The sequence below is a fragment of the Micromonospora rifamycinica genome, from assembly GCF_900090265.1.
GTDB lineage: Bacteria > Actinomycetota > Actinomycetes > Mycobacteriales > Micromonosporaceae > Micromonospora > Micromonospora rifamycinica.
Genome location: NZ_LT607752.1, coordinates 5205931 through 5231752, shown reverse-complemented (window position 1 = coordinate 5231752; position 25822 = coordinate 5205931). Strand labels below are relative to the sequence as shown.

The window sequence follows — 25822 nt, the reverse complement described above, 5'->3', positions numbered from 1 at the left end:
TACGCCGTGGCGCTCGCCGACCTTCCACCCGGGCAGCACGCCGATCGGGTCCGTAACCACTGGTGGTGGCGACCCGGGTGGCGCGTGGGCAGGCGCTTCTTCGCTTTCCACGTCACCTTCGAGAACCAACCCGAGCTGTACCGGCTGGCCGACTCCTACCGGTCGGCGCTGAGCGCGGCACCTGCCCTGACTCTCATCCCTGACCGGTGGTTGCACCTCACCATGCAGGGCATCGGCTTCACCGACGAGGTGGCCGACGAGACTCTGGCCGCGATCATCGAGGAGGCCAGGAAGCGGCTTGCCCGCCTGGGGCCGGTCGATACCGAGTTCAGTGAAGTCATCGTCGCGGACGAGGCCATCGTCATGCCGGCGACGCCCGCCGATGCCGTCCAGGAGCTTCGCGCCACCACCCGGGCTGCCCTCGGTCACGTCCTGGGCAACGACAACGTTCCCGAAGATCCTCGCCGGTACCGCCCGCACATCAGCGTCGCCTACCTGACCACCAGCGGTCCGGCAGCGCCCTATATCCAGGCCGCCACGGCGGCCGAGGCCCGACCCGCCTCCGTCCGGATCGCCCATGTCGACGTCATCGACATGCACCGGGACCGGCAGATGTACGAGTGGTCCTCCATCGCACGGCTACCGCTTCAAGCCCCTGCACGACACCACATGTTCGCTGCCCCGACCGAGGACACCCGTATGCGCGCCGATGCGAACAGCTTGGACTACGAGGTGCCCGTTGAAGACTGACCGGCAGCGGATCAGCCGGGCCGGTGTCGCCCGGATAGCCGCTCTCGCGTTGCTCTGGGGCTCCGGCTTCCTCTGGATCAAGCTCGCGTTGCGGGGCTTCAACCCCGTGCAGATCGTGTTCGCCCGGCTCCTGCTCGGCTTCCTGGTCCTGACCCCGATCGCCCTGTCCCGGGGGCTCCGCTTTCCGAGGCAAGGCCGGCTCTGGGGTCACCTGTTCGTCGCGGCCCTGGTCGCCAACGCCGTACCGTATCTGCTGTTCAGCCTCGCCGAGGAGACGATCGGGTCCAACGTGGCCGGGGTGCTCAATGCCACCACCCCGCTGTGGACGCTGTTACTGGCGTTCCTCGTCGGTGTCGACCGGGCCGTCACCGCGAAGAAGGCCGCCGGCTTCGCCCTCGGCTTCCTCGGCGTCGTGGTCATCTTCTCGCCGTGGGAGTCCGCGAGCGAGATCGCCAGCTGGGGCGGCATCGCGTGCCTGGCCGCAGCGGCCAGCTACGGACTCGGGTACGTCTACATGGGCCGCTTCCTGACCGGACGCGGAATCCCGCCGATCCTGCTGTCGGCGGCTCAACTCGGCGCGGCCACCGTGCTGCTGGTCCCGGCGCTGCCGTTCACCGGGCTGGAGTCGCCGCAATGGCGGCTCGACGCGGTGGTGAGCCTGCTCGTGCTCGGGGTACTCGGCACCGGGGCCGCCTACGTGCTGAACTACCGCATCATCGACGACGAGGGGCCGACCGCCGCCTCGGTGGTCACCTACCTGCTGCCCGTCGTCGCCGTACTCCTCGGCTGGGTGGTCCTCCGCGAGGCCGTGACGACCGCGATCGTGGCCGGGATAGCCCTGGTCCTCACCGGCGTGATCCTCACCCGGCAGCGGTCCGCACCGTCGCTCGCGACGACCGGTGGTGAACCGGTCGCCACCCCTCCCGGCAATCGCGCGGAGTAGCGGAAAAAAGACTGTCGGTCATACGACGACAGGCCGCCGGACCGGCAGGGCGGGCCTAGGCTCGGTTCGCCTCTCGCCCGGCCGACGATCCGGAGGGTGCCGTCCCATGTCGTCCCTGCTCGCCACCGCGCTCCTCTCCGTGGCCCTGATGGCCGCACCCGCCCCTCCTATGGCCGCGTCTGCCGCACCTGGCGCTCCGCCCAGCTATCTCATGGTGGACCTCGGCACTTTCGGCGGTGACGACAGCTACGCCCACGCCATGAACGACCGCGGTGACGTGATCGGCCGCGCCCAGGACGCCAGCGGCGTCCACCAGGGTTTCCTCTGGCAGCGGGGTCGGATGATCAACCTGGGTGCCTTCAACCCCATCGACGTCAACGACCGTGGTGAGGTCGTCGGTGCCCGCGACGACGGCTCCGGCGCGTACGTCTGGCACCGCGGCATCTTCCGGCCGCTCGGTGGCCTGTACATCCGGCCCGTGGCGATCAACAACCGCGGCCAGGTTCTCGGTCAGGCCGCCGCAGGCCCCGTCCTGTGGACGGACGGCCGCACCCAACCCCTGCCTCTCGACGACGTGTCCGACGTCAACGACCGCGGCCAGGTCTCCGGCGGTGTCAGTCTGTCGCCGGACGGCTTCCACGCCGCTCTGTGGCACGGTCGCCGGACCACCGACCTGGGTGCCGGCCCCTTCAACCGCAGCAACACCTACGGCCTCAACGACAGCGGCTGGGTGATCGGCTGGCAGTTCTCGCCCGACCAGTACCCGCGCGGCATCCTGTGGCGGCACGGCCGCGCCCTGGACATCGGCACCCTCGGCGGCAACACCACCGAGCCGCTGGCCATCAACAACCGCGGGGAGATCCTGGCCAAGTCCCACAACACCAGCAACTACGCCCGCCCGGCACTGTGGCGCAACGGTGTCATGTACGACCTCAGCCTCGCCGGGATCAGCACGGAAGGCGAGGTCGTCGACCTCGATGACCGCGGTGGCATCGCCGCCACGATCCGCCTGGTGCCGGGTACCGCCCACGCGGTCGTCTACCGCCCGCGCTGACGTGTCGCGCCGTGGTCTGCCCACCCTCACAGGCCCTGACGACTTCCTGCTCCGGCTCGGCCGCCCGCCGTCGGTGCACACCCCCGGGACGGGCGCACGCAGAACCCGATAAGGCATGCTGATAGAGCCCCTGACCAGCAACTGGTCAGGGGCTCTATCAATGCCTGGTGGCGGGTAGAGGATTCGAACCTCTGTAGCTTTCGCGACGGATTTACAGTCCGCTCCCATTGGCCGCTCGGGCAACCCGCCAGGGCGTGCCACCACGCCGTAACGCGGCAGCGGAGCAAGGATAGCGGTCACCCCCGGGGGCGTGGCAACCGGGTACCGTCAGAGGGTCGTGGGGCTGGTCAGCCCGGCGACGACCCTGACAGACCGCCGGACAAGCAGGAGCATCAGCATGGCAGCGAACCCGTCGTTCGACATCGTGAGCAAGGTCGACCGGCAGGAGGTCGACAACGCCCTCCGCCAGACGGAGAAGGAGCTTGCCCAGCGGTTCGACTTCCGTGGCACCGGCGCCGAGATCTCCTGGTCGGGAGAGGAGGCGATCAGCCTCCAGGCGGAGACCGAGGAGCGGGTCGCCGCCGCCCTCGACGTGTTCAAGGAGAAGCTGGTCAAGCGGAACATCTCGTTGAAGTCCCTGGACGCGGGTGAGCCCCGGGGCTCGGGCAAGATCTTCAAGATCGACGCCAAGGTGATCCAGGGCATCGAGTCGGACAAGGCCAAGGCGATCAGCAAGAAGATCCGCGACGAGGGTCCGAAGGGCGTCCAGGCGCAGATCCAGGGCGACCAGCTCCGGGTCACCGGCAAGAAGAAGGACGACCTCCAGGCCGTCATCACGCTGCTCAAGGGCGAGGACTTCGGGGTGGCCCTCCAGTTCACCAACTACCGCTGACCCGGTAGCCCAGACACCACCGGACCGGGCGGTCGTCCCCTCACGGGGACGGCCGCTCGGCGTACACGCCAACCCCGGAAGACGGCGGGACCGCGTACCCCCGACGGGTGCGGTCAGACCGTGACGGGGTGTTCGGCGCGGGTGGCGGCGGCCTCGGCGCGGGCGATCGGGCCGCCGGGCAGGGCCGCGACGGCGGCCCCGACGCCGACCGCCCCGGCGGCGAACAGGAACGCCCAGGGCACCCCGCCGGCATGGTCGACGATCAGGCCGGCGACCGCGCCGCCGGCCGCGCTCGCCGCCACCGACATGGTGACCACCCAGGTGTACGCCTCGTTCAGCATGCCGGTCGGGGTGATCCGCCCGACCAGGGTGTTCTCCAGGGTCAGCGCGGGGGCGATGGTGGCCCCGCCGATCACCAGGGCGATGCCGAGGGACACCGGGCCGGGCATCACCGCGAAGATCGCCAGGGTGCCGGCCACCGCCGCGAGCAGCCAGGCGAACTGGCGGGTCATGTTGGCCGCCGGGCGGCGTACCCCGAACCAGAAGCCGCCCACGGCGCTGCCCACCCCCCAGACGGCGAGCAGCAGACCGGCCAGGCTCTCCGGGTCGCCGGTGGGCTGGTTGCCGGCGAACGCCGGCACGATCACCCCGGCCGCGCCGAACGCGATGCCGAGGCTCGCCACGCAGACCAGCAGGGCCGGGAAGCCACCCACCCGCAGCGGGCCGAGCCCCCGGGCGTGGTGCTCCCGGGCGTGTGGCCGCCAGGCGCGCATCACCCGACCCAGTGCCACCCCGGCCGTGCCGACCAGTGTCACGACGGCCGCGCCGAGCAGTGCGGCGGCGGCGTCGGCCAGCAGGACGAAGGCGGCCACCAGCAGTGGGCCGAGCACGAAGACCACCTCGAACAGCGTCGTCTCGGCGGCCAGCGCGGTGTTGCGCAACTGGTAGCGGCCGGTGGTCGAGCCGGTCAGCTCGTTCCAGGCCCCCCGGATCGCGGCGGTCAACGGCGGGTAGGTGGCCCCGGCCAGCCCGGCGGCCAGGTAGATCAGACGCAGGTCGGCATCGTCGGCACGGCTCGCCCCGAGCAGCCCGAACAGGGCCAGCGGGTGCGCCACGGCGGTGACCAGCAGCACCGGGGTGGGGCCGACCCGGTCGGCGATCCGGCCGGCGACCGGGCTCAGCGCGGCACCGGACAGCGCGTAGATGCCACCGGCCACGGCGGCCAGCGAGTACCGGCCGGTCACCTGCTCCACGACCAGCAGCAACGCCAGCGGGGTCATCCCGATGCCGAGCCGGCCGACGACGCCAAGGAGCAGCAGCAGCGGTGCCCCGGGAATCCGCCAGACGCCCAGGTACTGGCGCAGTGCGGCCACGGGGACACCTCCAAGGAGACGATCAGGTAACGACTCGGAACCTCGTAGACCCTAACGCCGCAGGTCGCTCCGCGAATGGTCGATTCACTCACACCCCGGGCCGCTGATCCGGTGGCGACGAGAGGGTAATTTGCTGATCGAGCCAGATAGATGTGCCGTTTTCCATCGTCCCCCACGCCGCAGGGAGGTCCGGCCGAGCCGATGACCGACGCCGACGAACGGCTCGCGCCGACACCCGGTTACCTGGCCCTGTTCCGCCATCCGGTGGCCTCCCGGCTGGTCACCGCCCGGGGCATCTCCGAGCTGGGCGACTTCGTGGGGCTCGCCGCGCTGCTGCTGCTCGCGTACGACCAGACGCAGTCGGTCCTCGGCCCGGCCGCCGTGTACGCCGCCCGGGCCCTGCCGGCCCTGCTGGTCGCCACCGTGTTCAGCGGCTGGTTGGACGTGCCGGCCCGGCGGACCCTGCTGGTCTGGCTCTCGGTGGCCGGCGCGGTGCTGATCGCGGTCCCCCTCGCGGTGCCCCGGCCGGTGCCGGCGATCGTCGCCGCCGGGCTGCTCGGCGCGGTCCGGGCCGCCTACTCCAGCGTCAACGTGGCGGTCGCCGCCGAGGCGGTGGACGCCCCGCTCCGGCTGCCGTTGTTCGGCCTGTCCGCCTTCGCCAACCAGGTCGGCCAGGTGACCGGCCTACTCGCCGGGGCGAGCATCACCGTGGCGCTCGGCCCCCGGGTGGCGCTCCTGATCGACCTGGTGTCGTTCCTGGTCGCGGCGGTGGTGCTCGCCGGGCTGCCGACCGGGCAGCAGCGGCACCGCAGCCGCCCGCCGGCCACCGCCGGCATCCGGACCATCGCCGGCCACCCGGTGCTGCGCGGCATCGCCCTGCTCACCCTCGGCACGGTGCTCTCCGGGGCGCTGCCCGAGACGCTGGCCCCGGACCTCGCCGGTGGCGGCTGGCGGCCCGTGGTGCTGGCCTCGTCGGCGCTGGGCGGCGCGGTCTTCGTGCTGGTGGTGGGGCGGTGCGCCTGGCTGAGCCGGCTGGCCGGGCAGGTCGCCATGGTCGCCGCGCTGGCCGGGGCGCTGCTGCTGGCCGGCGTTTTGGTCGCCGCGCACGCCCCGGTCTGGGCGTTGGCCTGCGCCAACGCGCTGATCGGCGCGGGTGGCGGGTGGCTGATCGGCGCACAGGCCACCTTTGCCCGGCTGGCCCCGGTGGAACGGATGGGGCAGGTGGAGGCGACCATCGTGGCCGCCAACATCGTCGTCGCCGGCTGCGGGATCTTCGTGCTCGGCGCGACGGCCGCGCTGTTCGGCCCCGCCGTGGCGTACCTGCTGGCCGGGGTGGTGCTGCTGGTCGTGGTGCTGCTGACCCGCCCGGACCGGCTGCCGGTCGACGCCGGCCCGCAGGCGACCCGTTCCGCCCACTGACCGCACTTCCCCGGCACCCTGTCCCTGTTCCCCGGCACCGCCGACGAGGCGGCTGCGCCCGCGTCCGGGTGGACGCGGGCGCAGCCGGTGTCGTTCGTCGCAGGGCGGCAGGCCCCGGTCAGCGTTGGAACTGCACCGGGCCGGCGTTGCGGGCCATCTGCTCCAGCCGGGCCACCCGCTCCTCCATCCGGGGGTGGGTGGAGAACAGCGCGGCGATGCCGCCACCCCGCTTGAACGGGTTGTCGATCATCAGGTGCGCGGTGCTGGTGAGCTGACCCTGCGCGGGCAACGGCCGGGCCTGGGTACCCAGGTGGATCTTGCGGAGGGCACTGGCCAGGGCCAACGGATCCCGGGTGAGCTGCGCGCCCGAGGCGTCCGCCTGGAACTCCCGGCTCCGGCTGATCGCCAACTGGATCACGGTGGCCGCGATCGGGCCGAGGATGATGGTGAGCAGCAGCACCGCCGGGTTCGGGCCGTCCTCGTCGTTGCTGCCGAGCGGGATGAAGAACGCCAGGTTCGCCAGCATGGTGATGATGCCCGCCAGCCCAGCCGCCACGCTGGAGATCAGGATGTCCCGGTTGTAGACGTGGGACAACTCGTGACCGATCACCCCGCGCAGCTCGCGGTAGTCCAGGATCTCGGTGATCCCGTGGGTGACGCAGACCGCCGCGTTCGCCGGGTTACGACCGGTGGCGAACGCGTTGGGCTGCGAAGTGGGGCTGACGTACAGCCGGGGCATCGGCTGCCCGGCCTCGGTGGCCAGCTCGCGGACCATCCGGTACAGCTCGGGGAACTGTGCCTCGCTGACCGGTTGCGCCTTCATCGAGCGCAACGCCAGCTTGTCGGAGAAGAAATAGGTCACACCGTTCATCAGCAACGAGACGACGACGGCGATGACGAGGCCGCCGCTCCCGCCGAACCAGTAGCCGACCGCGAGGATCAGCGACGTCAGCAGGCCCAGCAACGCGGCGGTCTTCAGACGGTTGTGATGCACGATCGCTCCTTCGGTGCGCGGGTCGCGCTGGACCCGCTGACCGGTACAACGTCACCGGTACCCGTCAACCATCCTGCTCATGACTGGCAGTTGACCTGAAAGAAGCTGTGAACCGGCTGGACGGACCGGACACCGGGGACGACCCGGGACACCAGGTCAGCGGGCGGCGAGGTCCAGCACCACCTGGGGGACGACACCGATCACCACGGCCAGCGCGGTCGCCCCGGCCAGCGCCACGGTGACCGGCCAGGCCACCCGACCGGCCGGCTCTCGGGCGGGGGTCGGGGACGGCTGCGGCGGGGCCGGATCGGCGTACAGGGTGGCGGCGAGGCGCAGGTAGTAGGCCAGGCCGAGCACCGCGTTCAGCGCCACCACCAGAGCCAGCCAGCCGGCTCCACCGTCCAGCAGCGCCCGGACCACCGTCACCTTGGCGAACAGCCCCGCCAGCCCCGGTGGCAGCCCGGCCAGCCCGACCAGGGCCAGCGCCAGCGCCGCCCCGACCCAGGGCCGCCGCCGGGCCGCCCCGCGCAGGTCCGCCACCGTGCCGCCGTCCGCCCCGGGTGGGCGCAACGCCACCAGCGCCGCGAACGCCGCCAGCTCCACCACCACGAAGAAGACCGCGTACGTCACCGTGGCCGCGTACGCCCCGGTCCGGGCCTCCCCGGCCCGGCCGGCGGCCAGTGCCAGCGCCCCCAGCGGGGCCAGGATGTAGCCGGCCTGGGCCACCGACGACCAGGCGAGCAACCGGACGGTACGCCGCTGGCGCAGCGCCACCAGGTTGCCCACGGTCATGGTGAGCACCGCCAGCAGGGCCAGCACCGGGCCGGTCACCTCGGCCGGCAGTGCCCGTTGCACCACCGCCAGCAGGGCCACCACCCCACCCAGCTTCGACGCGGTGGACAGGTACGCCGCCACCGGCAGCGGAGCGCCGTCGTAGGTGGCCGGCGCCCAGGCGTGGAACGGCACCGCGGCCACCTTGAAGGCCAGCCCGAGCACCACCAGCGCCACCGCCGCCGGGACCAGCGGCAGGTCGGGTGCCTCGGCCAGCAGCCCGCCCAGCCGGTCCAGGTGCAGGCCGCCGGTCGCCGCGTAGAGCAGGGCCGCGCCGAGCAGGGTGACCGTCGTCGCCACCACGCTCACCACGAAGAAGGTGACCGCCGCCTCGGCGCTGGCCAGGCTGCCCCGACGCAGGCCCACCAGCACGTACAGCGGCAGGGTCAGGGTCTCCAGGGCGACGATCAGGGTGATCAGGTCACCGGCCGCGCCGAGCACCACGCCACCGGTCATCGAGCAGGCCAGCAGGAAGCAGTACTCGCCGACCGGCGTCGGACCGCCGCGCAGCAGTGGACCGGACAGCCCGAGGACACCGAGCGTGAGCAGGGCGAAGACCCCCGCGATCAGGGCCGCCCGGCCGTCGAACACCCACGAGCAGTCGGCACCGGCACAGAACGTCCGCCGGGTGCCGGCCGCGCCCACCACCACCGCGCCGACCCCGGTGGCGGCGACGCCCGCGCCGGCCACGGCCACCGTCGCGCCGGCCCGGCCCACCAGCAGATCGGCCAGCAGCACGAGTACGGCGGTGCCGGCCGCCAGGTACGCCGGCAGCAACACCACATTGTCGACGCTCTGCACGACACTCACCGGTGCCCACCTCCGTTCGTGACTGCGGACGTCACCGGACCACCGCCACCAGGGCGTCCACCGGGCCGGTGGCGTAGCCGAGCACCAGGGTGGGCACCAGGCCGACGGCGAGGGCGAGCAGGACCAGCGGCACCCAGGCGGTCAGCTCCACCCCGGCCAGGCCGGGGCCGAACCGGCCGACGACGGGACTCGGCCGACCGTGGGTCACCCGACGCAACAACCGCAGGAAGTACGCGGCCGTGAGCGCCCCGCCGACCGCCGCCAGCACCGCCAGCGTGGTCCACAGCGGCCCACCCCGCTCGACGGCGGCGACCACGGCGAACGCCTCACCCCAGAAGCCCGCCAACCCGGGCAGGCCGAGCGAGGCGACCGCCGCGAACCCGAGCAGCCCGGCCAGCCGGGGCGCGGTCTCCCGCAGCCCGGACAGCTCGGCCAGCGCCCCGGTGTGCGCCCGGTCCTTGACCGCCCCGGCGAGGAAGAACAGCAGCCCGGTGATCACCCCGTGCGCCACGTTGCCGATCAGCGCCGCCTGGATGCCGGTGGCGGTCAGCGTCGCCACCCCGAGCAGCACGAACCCCATGTGCCCGACGCTGGAATAGGCGATCAGCCGCTTCAGGTCGTCCTGGGCCAGGCAGACCAGCGAGCCGACCAGGATCGCCGCGACGGCCAGCACCCCGAGGACCGGCGCGGCCCAGCGGGCGCCCTCCGGGGCCACCCCGACCGCCACCCGGATCAGGCCGTACGTGCCCATCTTGAGCAGCACCCCGGCGAGCACGACACTGCCGACGGTGGGTGCCTGGGTGTGCGCGTCGGGCAGCCACGAGTGCAGCGGCCAGAGCGGGGCCTTCACCGCGAACGCCAACCCGAGCAGCGTGAACGCGGCCAACTGGGTGCCCCGGGACAGCCCCGCCCCACCGGTCAGCGCCACGATGTCGGCGGTGCCGGCGGCGGCCACCACCACGAACACGCCGACCAGCAGCAGCACCGAGCCGAAGAGCGTGTAGAGGGCGAACTTGCGGGCCGCCGCGCGGGCCGCGTCCCGCGCCGACGAGCCGGCCGTACCGGTACCACCCCAGCCGGCGATGATCGCGTACATCGGCAGCAGGACGATCTCGAAGAAGACGAAGAACAGCACCAGGTCGAGCGCCAGGAAGGTGCCCAGGATGCCCACCTCGACCACCAGCAGCAGCGCCACCAGCGCCCGGCCGCTGCCACCGCCCTCGGGCACCCGGCGCACCGTGTAGCCGCAGCAGAGCAGGGTGAGCAGGGCGGTGAGCACCACCAGCGGCCAGGAGATGCCGTCCACACCGAGGTGGAAACGCAGGTCGAGGCCGGGCACCCAGGGCAGGTCGACCCCGTGCCAGGGCTGCACGGCGGGGGCCGGGCCGTAGCCGAACCAGCCGTGGTCGCCGAGCACCAGCAGCACCGCCCCGACCAGGGTCAACCCGGCGACCGCCGTTCCCAGCAGCCGGGCCGTCCGCTCCCCGGGGACCACGGCGACCAGCGCCGCCCCCACCGCCGGCAGCGCCAACACCGCGACCAAAAGCACCTGCCCCGCACTCACTGGACTGACCTTTCGTTCGCGACTGCGGGGCTCCGCTGCGCTGCACTCCTCGCGCTCACCGGACCGACCTCTCGTTCGCGACTGCGGGGCTCCGCTGCGCTGCACTCCTCGCGCTCATAGGGAAATTCCGATCAGGGCGGCGGCCAGGCCGATCAGCAGGGTGCCGGCCAGCACCGCCGCCGTCGCGCGGGGCAGCGCCGCCCGGTGCAGCGCGGCCAGCCCGGCACCCAGCGTGGTGGCGCCCCGGCCGATCCCCTCGACCAGCCCGTCCACCCCCACCTCGTCGCCGGTGCGCGTCACCCGGGCGAGCGCCGTCGTGGGGCGTACCACCAGGGTGTGTTGCAGGTCGTCGAGGCGGAAGGCGCGGGCGAACACCGGCCGCAGCGGACCCAGCACACGCGCCGGGTCGGCGGCCGGATCCCGCCGCCAGCCGGCCCAGGCCAGCCCCACCCCGGCCAGCAGCAGCACGAGCGGCAGCAGCACCGCCGGGGCGAGGTGGACCAGCTCGACGTCGGCGGCGGTGCCGCGCAGCCGGTCGGCGAACGGCGGCCAGAACGCCGCCAGGCCGAGCAGCGCCGCCGGGACGGCCAGCAGCAGCACCGGCCAACGCATCAGAGCCGGCGGGTCGTGCGGGTGCAGCAGCGGCAGCCGGGGCGCACCGAAGAAGGCGCGCAGCAGCAGCCGGGTGGCGTACGCGGCGGTCAGCAGCACCCCGAGCAGACCGGCCAGCCAGACCAGCCAGCCGACCCACGCCGGGGCGGGACCGGTGCCGTCGAGCGCGGCGGCCCCGGCGGCGGCGAGCACGCCGTCCTTGCTCCAGAAACCGGACAGCGGCGGCACCCCGGCCAGCGCGCCCAGGCCGATCAGGGTGCACCAGAAGGTGACCGGCATGCTCCGGCGCAGCCCACCCATCCGGGACAGCAGGGTGGTGCCGACGGCGTGGATCACCGCACCGGCGGCCAGGAACAGCAGCGCCTTGAACGCGGCGTGGGTGAGCAGGTGGAACAGCGCGGCAGCCGGGGCGCCCACGGCGAGCGCGCCGGTCATGTAGCCGAGCTGGGAGACCGTCGACCAGGCGAGCACCCGCTTCAGGTCGTCCTGGGCGGTGGCCGCGAACGCGCCGAGCAGCAGGGTGACCGAGGCGAGCACCCCGAGCACCGCCAGCGCCACCGACGCCCGGGTGAACAGCGGGTAGAGCCGGGTCACCGCGTACACCCCGGCGGCGACCATGGTCGCGGCGTGGATCAGTGCGGAGATCGGGGTCGGGCCGGCCATCGCGTCCGGCAGCCAGGTGTGCAGCGGGAACTGGGCGCTCTTACCCGCCACCCCGGCGAGCAGCAGCAGGCAGGCGGCGGTCAGGGTGCCGGTGGCATGGTCGTGGGCGAGCACGTCGGCGATCCGGAAGCTGCCCGCCGAGACGCCGAGCAGCGCGATGCCGAGCAGGAACCCGACGTCACCCACCCGGGTGACCAGGAACGCCTTCATCGCGGCGGCCGGCGCCTCGGGCAGCCGCCGGTCGTGGGCGATCAGCAGGTACGAGCAGAGGCCCATCACCTCCCAGCCGACCAGCAGCAGGATCAGGTCCCCGCTGACCACCACCAGCAGCATCGCGGCGGTGAACAGGCTGATCTGCGCGGCGTAGGGCGGGTAACGGTGGTCCACCTCGACGTCGTCGTGCGGGCCGCGCCGCAGGTAGGCCACCGAGTAGACCTGCACCGCCAGCGCCACCGCCGCCACCGCGACCGCGACCAGCCCGGCGACGCCGTCCAGCCGTACCCCGAGGGTGACCTGCAGCCCGCCCAGGTCGATCCAGGTCGTGCTGGTCTCCACCGGGTCGCCGAGCCGGACCAGCAGCAGCACCGCGACCAGCAGCGCGCCGGCCGCGCCGGCCACCCCGAGGCCGACCGCCGCCCGCCGGGCCGCGCCCTCCCCGGTGGTCGCCCCACGCGGTGCCGGCGGCAGCAGCAACCCCAGCAACCCCGCGACCATGGGTACGGCCGGCAGCGCCGCCCCGAGCAGCCCGGTCACCGGTCGACCCCAGTCCGCTCGCCGCCCGGCCCGACCCCGGCCCGGTCGACGGACGACGCGGCCCGGTCCACGCCCGGCCCGCCCCCGAGGCGGCCGACGGACGATCCGGACCTGGCCAGGTCGGCGGCCGGCTCGGTCAGCGGCACGTCGTCGACGGTGACGCTGGCCCGCAGCCGGTAGAGCTGGAGCACGATGGCCAGCCCGACACCGATCTCGGCGGCGGCCAGCACGATCACGAAGAGCGCGAATACCTGCCCGGAGTGCGGCAGCACCGCCCGCACGGTGGTGTCGGCGGTGACCAGGATCAGGTTGACCGCGTTGAGCATCAGCTCCACCGCCATCAGCACCAGCACCGCGTTGCGTCGCCGCAGCACGCCGTAGACGCCCAGGCCGAACAGCAGCGCGGCGGTGACATAGGGGATGACCGGCCTCACCGGAATACCTCAGTTCGCGACTGCGGGGCTCGCAAACCCGGCTCACTCCTCGCGCTCACCGGCCCGTCTTTCGTTCGCGACTGCGGGGCTCGCAAACCCGGCTCACTCCTCGCGCTCACCGGCCACCAGCTCCGATGTCGGGACGGGACAGGACGACCGCGCCGACCAGGGCGGACAGCAGCAGCACCGACAGCACCTCGAAGGGCAGGACCCAGGAGCGGAACACCTGCTCGCCGATGCCCTCGGCGGTGCCCGCCGCCGGCAGGTCCACCGTCGACCAGCGGAACGCGTCGACCAGCAGCGCGGTCAGGCCCAACCCGACGCCGCCGCCGATCAGGGCCGCCGGCCAGCCCGGCCGGTCCAGGTCGTCGGAGGCCCCGATCGGGGCCCGGGTCAGCATCACCGCGAACAGCAGCAGCACCACCACCGCGCCCACGTAGATCAGCACCTGCACCCAGGCGACCAGCTCGGCGGTGAGCACCAGGTAGTCGCCGGCCAGCGCGCCCAGGCAGAGCACCAGGTAGAGGCCGGCCCGGACCAGGTGCTTCGTGGCGACCACCAGCACCCCCGACCCGACCGCCACCGCGCCCAGGGCGAGCAGCAGCACGTCCGCACCGGTCACCGGGGGGCACCTCCGTCGTCGGCGGGGCCGGGCTCGGGGGCGGCCGGTTCGACGCCCGACCCGGCCGGGTCGGAGTCGCGGGCGGCGGCCGGGCCGGCAGTGCGCGGGGCGGCCGGGCCGGAGGCGCGGGGGGTGGCGGGGGCGGGCTCGGGGCGTACCACGGTGGGGCGGGCCGCGGAGCTGGTCGGGGCGGCGGACTTGCGCGCGGCGGTGGTCTCCTCCTTGGCCGGCTCGCCGTGCGGGTCGTGCGCGGGCGGTGGCGGCACCGTGGCCATCCACTGGCCGAGGTGGTCCTTGTCGTGCAGCAGGTCCTTGATGTCGTACTCGGCGTACTCGAACTCCGGCGACCAGTAGAGGGCGTCGAACGGGCAGACCTCGATGCAGATGCCGCAGTACATGCAGAGCGAGAAGTCGATGTCGAACTTGTCGAGGACGTTGCGCTGGCGGGGGCGGGCCGCGCCGGCCACCGCCACCTCCTCCTTGTGCGAGTCGATGTAGATGCACCAGTCGGGGCACTCCCGGGCGCAGAGCATGCAGACCGTGCAGTTCTCGGTCAGCAGCGCGATCACGCCCCGGGAGCGGGGCGGCAGCTCGGGGGCGACGTCCGGGTACTGCTGGGTGGTCGACCGGCGGGTCATCGTCTTCAACGTGACCGCCAGCCCCTTCACCAGCCCCTCGCCGGGAAGCCCGCCGCGCTCGCTCACCGTGTCGCCCCGATTCGCCCGCCGCGCTCGCTCATGGGGTCATCCTGCCCTGTGGCCACGGCGTGCGCGACCACCACCCGGCGTTTGCCGGCGTTACCCTGACGGGCGGGGAGAACGACGCACCGGGAAGGACCGACCGATGACTGCCGCGTTGCAGAACGACTATCCGCCCGAGGGCGGCTGGACGACCGACGATCTGGACGCGCTGCCCGCGGACGGCCGCCGCCGCGAACTTCTCGATGGAGTGCTGCTCGTGTCCCCCTCCCCCACCCGCATCCACCAGACCATCGCGATGCGACTTGGCGTCGCGCTCGAAGAGGAGTGTCCCGACGACTACGACGTGACCCAGGCGGTGGAGGTGCGGATCAACCGGACCCGCTCCTTCATCCCCGACGTGCTGGTGACCACGTCCACCGCCGCCGCCCGCGAACCGTCCCGCTACGAGCCGCACGAGGTGGTGCTGGCCGTCGAGATCGTCTCCCCCAGCACCCGCTCCATCGACCGGGTGCTCAAGCCGACCCTCTACGCACAGGCCGGCATCCCGTTCTACTGGCGGATCGAGGTGGAGGACGACGGCCTGGTCGTGCACACCTACCGGATCGACGCGGTGAACGAGGTCTACCGGGAGACCGGGCGGTGGACGAAGTTCGTCGACACCGGCGAGCCGTTCCCGGTGAACCTGTCGATCGCCCGGATCACGCCCCGGCGTCGGTGAGCGGCGGCAGCATCTCCACACCCAACTGTTGCAGCAGTTGGAACAGCTCGTTGACGCTCCACACGTCGACGATCCGCCCGGCGGCGTCGAACCGCAGGAACGTCGCCCCGGAGTAGCTGACCACCTGCCCGGTCGGCGGCACCGGGCCGAACTGCCCCGCCTGGGTGCCGGCGGCCCGCCAGCGCAGCGCCACCCGGTCCCCGGCCGCCACCACGTCCACCAGCTTGTAGCGCAGGTCGGGGAAGGCGGCCCGGCGGTCCCGGTGCCAGGCCAGCACCGCCGCCGGGCCGGTGCCGCCGAGCCCCGGGCACTCCTCGGCCACCAGCTCGTACGCCGACTCCTCGCGGCCGGCGTTCCACACGTCGACTACGAACCGCCGGGCCACCGCCGCAACGTCGATCATGTGGGCAGCCTAGGCGGACCGCCCGGGGCCAGCCGGTCGAGGTGCGCGTCGAGGTGCGCGTCGCTCCCGGCGCGGGCCGGCCCAAACGGGGGCGAGCGCCCGAGTGCGTGCACCTGGGTCCGTGCACGCGAGTGCGTGCGCCCGGTCCATGCGGCGAGCTTGATCAGATGACGAAAATGTGGACGACACGCCGGGGAAGCATGTTCAGATCGCAATTTGATCATGGCGCCTCACCTGCTGGTTGACGCGCCGGGAGGGTACGGCGGCGTGTCGAGCGTCAGGCTGGGCGCATCGGTCCTCGTCGCCCGGGCACGCCGATCCGGCCAGCCAGCCGCCCCGGGCGCCGTTGTGCTGCCCCGGGGCGGAAGAACCGCCATGATGGGAGCCGAAGCGGACGAAGGGCGACACCATGGCGGAGAGCAACGGCACGACGGCGACCCAGAGCGGCGGCAAGTACGTCGAGCCGGGCGGCGAGTTCACCCGGGACCAGCGCTACATCGCCACCCGGATCACCGCCGACGGGCGGGACGGCTACCCCGTCGAGCCGGACCGCTACCGCCTGGTGGTAAGCCGGGCCTGCCCGTGGGCCAACCGCATGATCATCGTACGGCGGCTGCTCGGGCTGGAGGAGGCGCTGCCGATGGCGGTCGCCGGGCCCACCCACGACGCCCGGAGCTGGACGTTCGACCTGGACCCGGGCGGGCGCGACCCGGTGCTCGGCATCGAGCGGCTGGCCGAGGCGTTCTTCGCCCGCTACCCCGACTACGACCGGGGGATCACCGTGCCGGCGATCGTCGACGTGCCGACCGGGCAGGTGGTCACCAACGACTACGCGCAGATGACCCTGGACCTGTCCACCGAGTGGGGGGCGTACCACCGCGAGGGCGCCCCGCAGCTCTACCCGGAGCACCTGCGCGCCGAGATCGACGAGGTGAACGCCGTGGTCTTCGCCGACGTCAACAACGGCGTCTACCGGTGCGGCTTCGCCGGCTCGCAGGAGGCGTACGAGAAGGCGTACCGGCGGTTGTTCGACCGGCTGGACTGGCTCAGCGACCGGCTGGCCGGCCAGCGTTACCTGGTCGGCGACACCATCACCGAGGCCGACGTGCGGCTGTTCACCACGCTGGCCCGCTTCGACCCGGTCTACCACGGTCACTTCAAGTGCAACCGGCAGAAGCTGAGCGAGATGCCGGTGCTGTGGGCGTACGCCCGGGACCTGTTCGCCACCCCCGGGTTCGGCGACACCATCGACTTCGACCACATCAAGCGGCACTACTACGAGGTGCACCGGGACATCAACCCGACCGGGGTGGTGCCGCTCGGCCCGGACCTGGTCAACTGGCTCAGCCCGCACGGGCGGGAGGCCCTCGGCGGCCGACCGTTCGGCGACGGCACTCCCCCGCCGCCCCCGCCGCCCGGCGAGCAGGTGCCGCCGGAGCACACCCCGATCGGCTGAGCCACCGCCCCGACCACGCGCGCCCCGCCCGACCTGTGGGTGGGGCGCGCGTTCATCCGACCACGATGCTCACGCGGTGCGCCCCGTAACTCTCCACCGTGCCGTCCGCCCTGGTCACCAGGATGACAGGCTCACCCTCATGGAGGGTGAGCCTGCGCCGCTCCTCGGGGTCGGGCATCCGTGAGTGCGCCCGATCGCCTTTACTCAGGATCACTTCGACGCGATCCTGTTCTCCCCGGACGAAGGTTCCGCGACTCTGTACGACCACGATCAGGCCCTCGCTTCGCAACTGCTGGAGCGCGCGGCGGACCGTGAGTCGGCTGAGCTGGAACTCCTGGGTGAGGCTCAGCTCGGTGGGCACTCGCTGACCAGGGGCGAACCTGCCTGAACGGATGGCCTGTCGCAGCCGGTCCGCGAGTTGTTTCCAGGTGGCGACATCTGGATCGAAGCCGCTCTCACTGCTCACATCCGCACGCTAGGTGATGTCAGGCTGCCCTACTGTTGTGCTTACGTCAATACAACACTTAGAGTGACTCAAACAGCCCACCGAGGAGACGCCATGCCCACGCACGTGACCTACGACGAGTATCTGACCGCCGTCGCGCTGACACTGCGCCGCAGGCACCGGCCAGCGTGGTCCGTCGACCGGAAACGGATCGTCTGCCGCTGCGGCAGCGAACTACCATGCAGCGGCCGGCACCGGGTGCCGATCAACCGGGGGCACTGGCCGGGTGAGGGCAGATGAGCACGCACGGCCCCATCCCACCGAACAACCTCCGATCCGGCGACCTACTCCACGTGACCCGAGCGGCAAGCGTGCAGTGCATCAACCCGATCGCTTTCCGAGTCATCCGCGTGCTCGACTGGCCGACCTACGACGGCTGGGTCTGGCTGGAGGGTTACCAGCTCAACGCCAAAGGAGACGCCGTCGCGCGCCGGTCGATCTTCGTACAGCCGGCGGGGCTGGTCATCACACAGCGGCCACCGCGACAGCCCCCACGTCAGACACTGAGAGGTGCCACACATTCACGTGGGGTGTTCAAGAGTTAACACGGTGGTCAATATGAGCTGGTCGACTATGGGGGTTCGGTGCCGTGATCCACGGGTGGCATCGGGCAGCACGGTCCCTCTGTGGACTCCCCTGTCGAGAGGAACGAGCCTTGCGCAAGCTGGGTAGCACAGCCGCACGTCTGGGCGTACTCGCCGGTGTTCTCGTCGGCGCGCTCGCCACCACCACCAACGCCGCCGTCGCGGCCCCGGGCACCCCCGGCCCGGGACGGGCCGCGCCCGCGCCGCTGCTGGCCGGTGGCGAGGAGGCCGCGCCGGACCGGTACATCGTCGTCCTTAACGACAAGCCGGTCAGCGGCGAGCGCACCGCCCGCCTCGCCCGCACCTCCCAGTCGGCCGCCGCCGCCGAGCGGGCCGGCGGCACCGTGCTGAACCGCTACACCCAGGTCCTCGACGGGTACGCCGCGGTGCTGCCGCCGGCCGCCCTCGCCGCCGTCCGCAGCGACCCGGCCGTGCAGTACGTGGAGCGGGACACCCGCATCCACGGCGGGCTGACCGCCACCGGGCCGGAGTTGACCGCACCGGCCACCGCCCGGACCGGCCGGGCCCAGGCCCGGGGCGGATCCATTCAGGCCGTGCAGAGCAACCCGCCGTCGTGGGGGCTGGACCGTATCGACCAGCGCAACCTGCCGCTGAGCAACAGCTTCGGCTACACCACGACCGGTTCCGGGGTGACCGCCTACGTGGTCGACTCCGGTATCCGGGCCACCCACGTCGACTTCGGCACCCGGGCCGCCGGGGTCTACGACGCGGTCGGCGACGGCAACGGCACCAACGACTGCCACGGCCACGGCACCCACGTCGCCGGCACCATCGGTGGGAGCACCTACGGGGTCGCCAAGTCGGTGACCATCCGGGCGGTCCGCGTCCTCCAGTGTGACAACTCCGGGTGGAGCACCGACCTGATCGAGGGGGTCGACTGGCTGGCCACCAACCACGCGACCGTCTCGGTGGCGAACTTCAGCCTCCAGGGCTACGGCACCTCCGCGAACACCTCGATCGAGAACCTGATCGACCACGGGGTGTACCCGGTCTTCATCGCCAACAACTTCAACACCGACGCCTGCACCAACGGGCCCCGCTCCAGCCGGGGGATCACCGTCGCGGCCACCGACATCAACGACAACCGGGCCTCGTTCTCCAGCTACGGGACCTGCGTCGACATCTTCGCCCCGGGGGTGGACATCACCTCCGCCGGCATCGCCTCGAACACCGCCGTGGCCAGCGGCTGGTCCGGCACCTCGATGGCGGCCCCGCACGTCACCGGTTGGCTGGCCCGCTACCGGCAGACCAACCCGTCGGCCACCCTCGCCACGGCCAAGAGCGCGCTGATCAGCGCGGCCACCACCGGCAAGGTGGTCAACCCGGGGACCGGCTCCCCCAACCGCCTGCTCTACGCCGCGCCGTGAGCGCGCCGGAGGGGCCCCGCCCGGGGCCCCTCCGGGCCGACGCTCAGTTCAGGGTGAGACGCACCGCGGCGGTGAGGACCAGCTGGGCCAGGGCCGCCGGCACCAGGACCAGCCAGCACAGCCGCTGGAGCTGGTCCTCCCGCAGCCGGGGGAACGACACCCGTAGCCAGATGATCACGAACGACACGGCGAAGACCTTCAGCAGGGTCCACAACCAGCCGAGCTGCGCGTCGGCGAACGGCCCCTGCCAGCCGCCGAGGAAGAGCACGGTGGTCAGCGCGGCGATCACCACGATGCCGACGTACTCGGCGAGCAGGAAGAACGCGAACCGCAGCCCGGTGTACTCGGTCATGTAGCCGAAGACCAGCTCCGAGTCGGCGACCGGCATGTCGAACGGGGGCCGGCGGATCTCGGCCAGCCCGGCCACGAAAAACACGATCATCGCGGGGGCCTGCCAGAACAGCCACCACGGCTGCCACGCCTCGACGATCCCGCCGAGGCTCAGCGTCCCGGCCGCCATCGCCACCGAGGCGGCGGCCAGCACCAGCGGCAGCTCGTAGCCGAGCAGCTGGGCCGCCCCGCGCAACCCGCCGAGCAGGCTGTACTTGTTGGCCGAGGCCCACGCCGACATCAGCACCGCCACCACGCCGACGCCGACCACCGCCAGCACGAAGAACAGGCCGATGTCCAGCGGCTGCCCGACCAGGTCGCCCGGGCCGAGCGGGATCACCAGCAGCACCAGCAGGTAGGGCACCAGGGCCACCACCGGGGCCAGCCGGAACACCGCCCGGTCCGCCTCGCGCGGGGTGATGTCCTCCTTCTGGACGAACTTGATCCCGTCGGCGACGAGCTGCGCCCAGCCGTGGAAGCCCCCGGCGTACATCGGACCGAGCCGGCCCTGCATGTGCGCCATCACCTTGTGCTCGGCCTGGCCGACGATCAGCGGCAGGGTGAGGAACGCGACCAGCACCCCGCCGATCCGGATCACCAGCTCCAACCAGGTCGGCATCAGGCCGTACCCCCCTCGTCGCCGCCCCGGTCGTCGCGTGCCGGGCCGTCGCCGGCCGCGTCGGAGCCGGGGGTACGCGGCGGGGCGGCCCCCGCGGGCCGGGCCGGCCGCTCCCGGGGCGTGCGGGCCGGACCGCCGCGCGGCCCGTCACCCACTGTCACCGGCCCGGCCGGGGCCGGCACCGTGCCCCACTCGCCCGGGGCGGGCACCCCGGGCGGGCGGACCGCCCGGCGACCCCCACCGGCCTCCGACTCGCCCGGTTCCTTCGCCCCCGGCCACGGCTTCGCCACCCGGGAGGCGAGCACGAACTCCTTACGCAACGGGTGACCCTCGAACTCCGGCGGAAGCAGCAGCGGGGTCAACCCCCGGTGGCCGGAGAAATCCACGCCGAACATCTCGTGGGTCTCCCGCTCGTGCCAGGCCGCCCCGGGGAAGACGTCGACCACCGACGCCACCGTCGGGGTCTCCCTGGGCACCCGGGTCCGCAGCAGCACCCCGTGCCGGTGCCGGGTCGACCAGAGGTGGACCACGATGTCGAAGCCGCCGGCCAGCTCGTCGACCGCGGAGAGCCAGTCGAAGAAGTCACAGGCCAGCTCGGCGTCGTCGCGGACCGCGCGGAGCGTGTCCGCCCAGGCCGTCGGGGGTACGTCGACGGTGCCCCGGGCATGGGCCTGCCCACCGGACACCGACGCGGTCGCCTCGACCGGCGCGAGCAGCGCGACCACCCGCCGACCGACCTCTTCCGGAGTCATGCGGTCGATCCTATGGCCGCCACCCCGGCCCCGGGTGCGCCCGTCCGGTCGTCCGCGCCCGACGGGTGCCTGGATGAGGTGAGCGGCCCGGCATCTGCCGCTTTGCCGGGCGGGCCGGGGCGGGGCGGGGAAAGATGGGACCGTGCGCGCTGTGACGGTGACTCCCGGGGTCCGCGACTCGCTGCGGCTGGTGCAGGACTGGCCGGAGCCGGCGGCCGAGGAGGGCGCCATCCTGGTCGAGGCGCTCGCCGTCGGCATCTGCGGCACCGACCAGGAGATCATCTCCGGGGACTACGGCGAGGCCCCGCCCGGCCAGCGGGAGCTGGTGCTCGGCCACGAGTCGCTCGGCCGGGTGCTGGAGGACCCGTCCGGCACCCTGCAAGCCGGCGACCTGGTGGCCGGCATCGTCCGGCACCCCGACCCGGTGCCCTGCCCGAACTGCGCGGTCGACGAGTGGGACATGTGCCGCAACGGCCGGTACACCGAGCACGGGATCAAGGGGCTTTCCGGTTTCGCCCGGGACCGCTGGCGGGTGCAGCCCAAGTTCGCGGTCGGGCTCGACCCGGTCCTCACCCCGGTCGGCATGCTGCTGGAACCGGCCAGCGTGGTGGCGAAGGCGTGGGACCACATCTCCCGGATCGGCACCCGCGCCGAGTGGAAACCGCAGACCGTGCTGGTCACCGGCGCCGGGCCGATCGGGCTGCTGGCGGCCCTGCTGGCCGTCCAGCGGGGGCTGTCGGTGCACGTGCTGGACCGCAACACCACCGGGCCGAAGCCGGACCTGGTCCGGGCGCTCGGTGCGACGTACCACGCGGTGCCGGTGAACGACCTGGACTTCGAGCCGGACGTGGTGGTCGAGTGCACCGGAGCGCCGACGGTGGTGCTGGACGCCATGTGCAAGGTCGGCCCGGCCGGGATCGTCTGCCTCACCGGCGTCTCCAGCGGGGGCCGGACCATCGACTTCGACGCCGGGGCGCTCAACCGGGCGCTGGTGCTGGAGAACAACGTGGTCTTCGGCTCGGTCAACGCCAACCGGCGGCACTGGGAGACGGCCGCCCAGGCCCTCACCCGGGCCGACCAGTCCTGGCTGAACGCGCTGATCACCCGCCGGGTGCCGGTGTCGGCGTACGCCCAGGCGTACGCCCACACCGACGACGACATCAAGGTGGTGCTGGAGTTCGACCGGTGAACGTCGACCGGCGACCGCCCGACGTGCACCGGGCGCCGCACCGGGCCGGCTCAGATGCCGGGCAGCCGGCCGTTGCGGAACAGGTCGACGAAGAGCTGGTGATCGGTGCGGGCCTGCACGCCGTACCGGTGGGCGAACTCGACCAGGTGCCCGACGAAGCCGTCGGTGTCGTCGCCGACCGCCGCGACGATCGCCTCCTCGGTGGAGTAGTCCACCAGGTCGTGGCTGGACTCGTCGTCGGCCACCGAGTGCATCCGCGCCACCGCCCGGCCCAGGTCGGCGAGCACCCCGGCCAGTTCCTCGGGCTCGTTGACGTCCGACCAGTCCAGGTCGGCGGCGTACGGGGAGACCTCGGCGACGAGCTGACCGGCCCCGTCCAGCTCGGTGAAGCCCAGCCACGGGTCGGCGTGCGCCTGCAACGCCCGTTGCGACTCGGCCGTCCGGTGCCCCTGGTGCCGGAAGTAGCCCCGGACCCGCTCGTCGTCGATGTGCCGGGCCACCGCCGGCACCTGCGCCTGCTTCATGTAGATGACCACGTCGTTCTCCAGGGCCTCGGTGTGCCCCTCCAGCAGCAGGTTGTACGACGGCAGCCCGGCCGAGCCGATGCCCACCCCCTTGCGCAGCACCACGTCCTTGATCTGGGTGGCGACCGGACGCAGCCGGGCCGTCGCCTCGGGCAGCGTGTCCAGGTACCCGGTGAACGCGGCGCAGACCCGCTCCCGGGTCTCCCCGTCGATCTCGTACACCCCGTCGCCGAGGGCGAACCGCCGCTCGTAGTTGTCGACGGTGGTCTGCGCGGCCAGCAGGTCGACCCGGGTGTTCAGCCGGGCCTGCTGGAGCACCCGGCGCAGCACCCCGTCGGCGTTGTCCAGGGTGATCGAGCCGATCGCGTCGTCCCCACCGGCGGCGATGGCCCGCAGCTCGGTCAGGTAGGACCGGGCGAACCCGGTGACCAGCTCGCCGATCGCCCGGTCCGACAGCGCCTTGGCGTAGCCGAGCAGCGCCACGCTGGCGGCCAGCCGCTTGAGGTCCCAGGAGAACGGCCCGACGTACGCCTCGTCGAAGTCGTTGACGTTGAACACCAGGTGCCCGGAGCCGTTCATGTAGGTGCCGAAGTTCTCCGCGTGCAGGTCGCCGTGGATCCACACCCGGCTGGTCCGCTCGTCGAGGAACGCGTCGTCGGCGAACCCGCCGCGCTGGTCGGCGTAGAACAGGGCGGCGCTGCCCCGGTAGAAGGCGAACGGCGAGGCGGCCATCTTGCGGAACTTGCGGCGGAACGCCGCCGGGTCGAGCGCCATCGACGCGCCGAACTCCTCGGTCAGCACGTCGACGATGAAGGCGGAACGCTTGTCCGCAGAGTCGGTCATGAAGCGCACGCTAATCCCCGCCCGCCAGCGGGGCGCTCGGCCGGCCGGGTGGCCCGGGAGGGCGTTCAGCCGGCCGGGTGGCCCGGGACGGCGGGACGGACCCACCTGGCCACCCGGCCGGCCGACGCTCAGCGCAGGCTGTCGGCCGCCCTCGTCTGGGACGCCACCAGCGGCGCGCGTGCGCAGGTACGGGTCATGTCGGCCGTGACGGTGGTGGTCGCCCCGGCCCGTACCGCGACCGGAATCGGGTTACGGCCCGGGGCGCCGTACCAGCAGCTCCGTTCGGTGTCCGCGTACTCGACGTAGACGTCCTGGGTGCGGTGGCCGGGGAGGCTGAAGGTGCCGTCCCTTGAGACATAGGCGTACGACGGGCTGGCGATGTCCCCCGTCCGCGCGTGGTACGTCCAGACGTAGCCCGCGTCCACCGGGCCGGTGCCCTCGGTCACCCGCCCGGCCAGCACGCCACCAGCGGCCAGCGTGGCGTCCATGGTCGCGGTGCCCCCGGCGGTGACCGGGGTGAGCGTGGCGGAGAACCGGTCCGCGACGTCCCCGGACCACTGCCAGGCGTACCCGGTGTTGGCCAGCGGGGTGAACTCCACCGGCCAGCGGTACGGCCCCAGGTCGGTGATCGTGTACCGGCCCTGCGCGTTGGTGCAGTTCGCGCCGAAGGCCGAGCCCTGGCCGGGGTGGAAGGCGAACGGGTAGGTGCAGATCCCGGGGACCGCCGCGCCGGCCGGGTTGCGGACCGTGCCGGTGAGGCTGCCCGGCGGGTCCATCCGGATCGTCGGAATGGTGATCGTCTGCCCCGGCTTCAGGGTGACGGTCAGCGCCTCCCGCTGGTCCCCGCTGCCCCCGTCGGCGGTGACCCACTGGCTCCCGTACCGCTTGGTGGGCGGCACCCACGGGTGGACCGCCTGGTAGGCGTAGAGCTGGAAGGTCTCCGCGGTGGAGAACGGGCCGATCGCCAGCCGGCCGTCGTCCCCGGCGCAGGTGCTGCCCATCCGGGCGGACTGGCCGCCGCCCCTCGGCCGGACCGTCCGGACGCAGATGTCCTCGGCCGGCTCGCCGGTCGCCGCGTCCAGTACGGACGTGGTGACCGCCGCACCGGGACGCAGCTGGAACGCGACCCGGGTGAGCTGCCCCCGGGTGATCTCGTAGTAGTCCGGCGTCTCGTCGAGGCTGAAGTACGACGCCCCGCCGGTGACGGAGAGCTTCCAGAAGCCGGGCCGGACCCGGGGCACCCGGACCACCCCGTCGACGCCACAGGCGTCCGCGTCGTTGCCACCGGTCGACAGCACGCTCAGGCAGGGCCGGGGCACCGGCAGGCCGGTCACCGCGTCGGTGACCCGCGCCTCGACCGAGCCCATCGGCAGGAAGCTCTCGTCCACCACCAGCGCGTCCCCGTCGGCCAGGGTGAACACCGTCCCCTCCTCCTGGCTCTCCTTCCCCGGCACCCACTGGAAGCCGCGCACGTTGTCCGACACCGAGATCCGGTAGCGGCCGGGCGGCAGGTCGCGCAGGGCGTACCGGCCCGCGCCCAGGTCCCAGGTGTAGGCGATGGCCTCGTAGTAGAAGTCCACCCCGTACACCGTGACGGTGGCGTCGGTGGCCACGCCGTTCTCGTCGGTGATCGTGCCGCTGATGCCGGCCGAGCCGCGACCGAGGGTGAAGTTCCGTTCGATCAGCTCGTCCGGGGGGAAGTAGACCGAGTCCGCGTTCAGATGGTCGGGGGCGTGGTACCACCACTCGGTGCGCAGGCCGGCGGCGTGCATCCGCACCTTGTAGGTCGCGGTGCCGCCCGGGCTGGGGAGGGTGTACCGGCCGTCGGCGTCCGTGCAGTGCTCGGCGACGACGTCGGTGGGTGAGGTGTGTACGGCGAAACAGGCGTTCGGGACGGGCACGCCGTCGGGATCGCTGACCACCCCGGTGTACCCGGCGGTGGCGGCGGCGGCCGGAGCCGCCAGGAGTGTGGCGGTGGCGAGCGCCGCAAGGAGAGCGGCCCCCGTGGCTCGCATCGATATCATGCCCCGCAAGAT

Annotated in this window: 24 protein-coding genes, 1 tRNA gene and 1 pseudogene; 11 read left to right on the top strand and 15 right to left on the bottom strand. The window is 72.8% G+C overall.

The genetic code is table 11. The features are described 5' to 3' along the window. Window positions 1-6 precede the first annotated feature (6 nt). From GA0070623_RS21885 to GA0070623_RS30625, 3 genes are all read left to right on the top strand, one after another. A complete protein-coding gene (locus GA0070623_RS21885) occupies window positions 7-750 on the top strand; it encodes a 2'-5' RNA ligase family protein (protein ID WP_084261009.1) in 744 nt (247 codons plus the stop codon). Beyond that, window positions 740-1693 (top strand): DMT family transporter, encoded by a 954-nt coding sequence (locus GA0070623_RS21880; protein WP_197700008.1) that lies wholly within the window; start codon window positions 740-742, stop codon window positions 1691-1693. Before GA0070623_RS21885 ends, GA0070623_RS21880 begins: the two co-directional genes overlap by 11 nt. 106 nt (window positions 1694-1799) lie before the next feature. Further along, entirely contained in the window at window positions 1800-2747 is a 948-nt protein-coding gene (locus GA0070623_RS30625) for a hypothetical protein (protein WP_084261007.1), read from the top strand. Window positions 2748-2912: 165 nt separating this feature from the next. Here GA0070623_RS30625 and GA0070623_RS21870 read toward each other — a convergent pair. Next, window positions 2913-2996 (bottom strand) — tRNA-Tyr (locus GA0070623_RS21870). A 148-nt stretch (window positions 2997-3144) separates the two neighbouring features. Here GA0070623_RS21870 and GA0070623_RS21865 point away from each other — a divergent pair. Then, window positions 3145-3639 (top strand): YajQ family cyclic di-GMP-binding protein, encoded by a 495-nt coding sequence (locus GA0070623_RS21865; protein WP_067301337.1) that lies wholly within the window; start codon window positions 3145-3147, stop codon window positions 3637-3639. A 113-nt stretch (window positions 3640-3752) separates the two neighbouring features. On the opposite strand, the gene GA0070623_RS21860 is transcribed toward GA0070623_RS21865, so the two are convergent. Further along, complete coding sequence (locus GA0070623_RS21860; RefSeq protein ID WP_067301334.1) at window positions 3753-5012, bottom strand: MFS transporter; 1260 nt, start codon at window positions 5010-5012, stop codon at window positions 3753-3755. A 201-nt stretch (window positions 5013-5213) separates the two neighbouring features. Between GA0070623_RS21860 and GA0070623_RS21855 the strand changes: the two genes are divergently transcribed. After that, window positions 5214-6431, top strand: coding sequence for an MFS transporter (locus GA0070623_RS21855; protein ID WP_067301332.1), 1218 nt, complete (start codon window positions 5214-5216; stop codon window positions 6429-6431). A gap of 118 nt (window positions 6432-6549) precedes the next feature. Here the strand turns inward: GA0070623_RS21855 and htpX are convergent, their stop codons facing one another. The 7 genes from htpX to GA0070623_RS21820 form a co-directional block, all read right to left on the bottom strand. Then, window positions 6550-7425, bottom strand: coding sequence for a zinc metalloprotease HtpX (gene htpX, locus GA0070623_RS21850; protein ID WP_067301329.1), 876 nt, complete (start codon window positions 7423-7425; stop codon window positions 6550-6552). A 156-nt stretch (window positions 7426-7581) separates the two neighbouring features. After that, on the bottom strand, window positions 7582-9066 hold the full coding sequence (locus GA0070623_RS21845) for an NADH-quinone oxidoreductase subunit N (RefSeq protein WP_067301327.1): 1485 nt from the start codon (window positions 9064-9066) through the stop codon (window positions 7582-7584). Window positions 9067-9097: 31 nt separating this feature from the next. Continuing rightward, window positions 9098-10630 carry a complex I subunit 4 family protein gene (locus GA0070623_RS21840; protein WP_067301324.1) on the bottom strand — a complete coding sequence of 511 codons (1533 nt, stop codon included), beginning with the start codon at window positions 10628-10630 and terminating at the stop codon, window positions 9098-9100. Window positions 10631-10744: 114 nt separating this feature from the next. After that, entirely contained in the window at window positions 10745-12619 is a 1875-nt protein-coding gene (locus tag GA0070623_RS21835) for an NADH-quinone oxidoreductase subunit 5 family protein (protein WP_067301506.1), read from the bottom strand. Window positions 12620-12654: 35 nt separating this feature from the next. Further along, window positions 12655-13092, bottom strand: a complete 438-nt coding sequence (gene nuoK, locus GA0070623_RS21830) for an NADH-quinone oxidoreductase subunit NuoK (RefSeq protein WP_231932523.1) — start codon at window positions 13090-13092, stop codon at window positions 12655-12657. A 115-nt stretch (window positions 13093-13207) separates the two neighbouring features. Beyond that, on the bottom strand, window positions 13208-13714 hold the full coding sequence (locus GA0070623_RS21825; protein ID WP_067301321.1) for an NADH-quinone oxidoreductase subunit J family protein: 507 nt from the start codon (window positions 13712-13714) through the stop codon (window positions 13208-13210). Continuing rightward, the gene (locus tag GA0070623_RS21820) at window positions 13711-14418 is read right to left on the bottom strand and encodes a NuoI/complex I 23 kDa subunit family protein (protein ID WP_231932522.1); all 708 of its coding nucleotides are present in this window, start codon (window positions 14416-14418) and stop codon (window positions 13711-13713) included. Before GA0070623_RS21820 ends, GA0070623_RS21825 begins: the two co-directional genes overlap by 4 nt. A gap of 139 nt (window positions 14419-14557) precedes the next feature. Here GA0070623_RS21820 and GA0070623_RS21815 point away from each other — a divergent pair, with 139 nt between their 5' ends. Next, complete coding sequence (locus tag GA0070623_RS21815; RefSeq protein WP_067301317.1) at window positions 14558-15133, top strand: Uma2 family endonuclease; 576 nt, start codon at window positions 14558-14560, stop codon at window positions 15131-15133. Here GA0070623_RS21815 and GA0070623_RS21810 read toward each other — a convergent pair. Beyond that, window positions 15114-15536, bottom strand: coding sequence for an ester cyclase (locus GA0070623_RS21810; protein ID WP_067301314.1), 423 nt, complete (start codon window positions 15534-15536; stop codon window positions 15114-15116). The two genes, GA0070623_RS21815 and GA0070623_RS21810, sit on opposite strands and share 20 nt — an antisense overlap. 409 nt (window positions 15537-15945) lie before the next feature. Here GA0070623_RS21810 and GA0070623_RS21805 point away from each other — a divergent pair, with 409 nt between their 5' ends. Then, window positions 15946-16992, top strand: coding sequence for a glutathione S-transferase family protein (locus GA0070623_RS21805; RefSeq protein WP_067301311.1), 1047 nt, complete (start codon window positions 15946-15948; stop codon window positions 16990-16992). 52 nt (window positions 16993-17044) lie between these two features. Here GA0070623_RS21805 and GA0070623_RS21800 read toward each other — a convergent pair whose 3' ends face one another. Then, window positions 17045-17458 (bottom strand): GntR family transcriptional regulator, encoded by a 414-nt coding sequence (locus GA0070623_RS21800; protein ID WP_067301307.1) that lies wholly within the window; start codon window positions 17456-17458, stop codon window positions 17045-17047. 93 nt (window positions 17459-17551) lie between these two features. Between GA0070623_RS21800 and GA0070623_RS21795 the strand changes: the two genes are divergently transcribed. From GA0070623_RS21795 to GA0070623_RS21785, 3 genes are all read left to right on the top strand, one after another. Further along, window positions 17552-17737 (top strand): hypothetical protein, encoded by a 186-nt coding sequence (locus tag GA0070623_RS21795; RefSeq protein WP_084261006.1) that lies wholly within the window; start codon window positions 17552-17554, stop codon window positions 17735-17737. Then, complete coding sequence (locus GA0070623_RS21790; RefSeq protein ID WP_084261005.1) at window positions 17734-18042, top strand: hypothetical protein; 309 nt, start codon at window positions 17734-17736, stop codon at window positions 18040-18042. The genes GA0070623_RS21795 and GA0070623_RS21790 overlap by 4 nt, the downstream gene beginning before the upstream one ends. A 110-nt stretch (window positions 18043-18152) precedes the next feature. Beyond that, window positions 18153-19469: a S8 family peptidase gene (locus GA0070623_RS21785; RefSeq protein WP_172898442.1), complete on the top strand. Its 1317-nt coding sequence runs from the start codon at window positions 18153-18155 to the stop codon at window positions 19467-19469. 43 nt (window positions 19470-19512) lie between these two features. Here the strand turns inward: GA0070623_RS21785 and nuoH are convergent, their stop codons facing one another. Further along, window positions 19513-20478 carry an NADH-quinone oxidoreductase subunit NuoH gene (nuoH, locus tag GA0070623_RS21780; protein WP_067301300.1) on the bottom strand — a complete coding sequence of 322 codons (966 nt, stop codon included), beginning with the start codon at window positions 20476-20478 and terminating at the stop codon, window positions 19513-19515. Between the two features lie 161 nt (window positions 20479-20639). Continuing rightward, window positions 20640-21230: pseudogene (locus tag GA0070623_RS21775) on the bottom strand (NADH-quinone oxidoreductase subunit C); the annotation flags it as partial. A gap of 142 nt (window positions 21231-21372) precedes the next feature. Between GA0070623_RS21775 and GA0070623_RS21770 the strand changes: the two are divergent. Beyond that, window positions 21373-22419 carry a glucose 1-dehydrogenase gene (locus tag GA0070623_RS21770; protein ID WP_067315333.1) on the top strand — a complete coding sequence of 349 codons (1047 nt, stop codon included), beginning with the start codon at window positions 21373-21375 and terminating at the stop codon, window positions 22417-22419. Window positions 22420-22469: 50 nt separating this feature from the next. Here GA0070623_RS21770 and GA0070623_RS21765 read toward each other — a convergent pair whose 3' ends face one another. After that, window positions 22470-23786 (bottom strand): DUF2252 domain-containing protein, encoded by a 1317-nt coding sequence (locus GA0070623_RS21765; protein ID WP_067315339.1) that lies wholly within the window; start codon window positions 23784-23786, stop codon window positions 22470-22472. Between the two features lie 128 nt (window positions 23787-23914). Then, window positions 23915-25801, bottom strand: a complete 1887-nt coding sequence (locus GA0070623_RS21760; protein ID WP_067315335.1) for a carboxypeptidase-like regulatory domain-containing protein — start codon at window positions 25799-25801, stop codon at window positions 23915-23917. Window positions 25802-25822 lie beyond the last annotated feature (21 nt).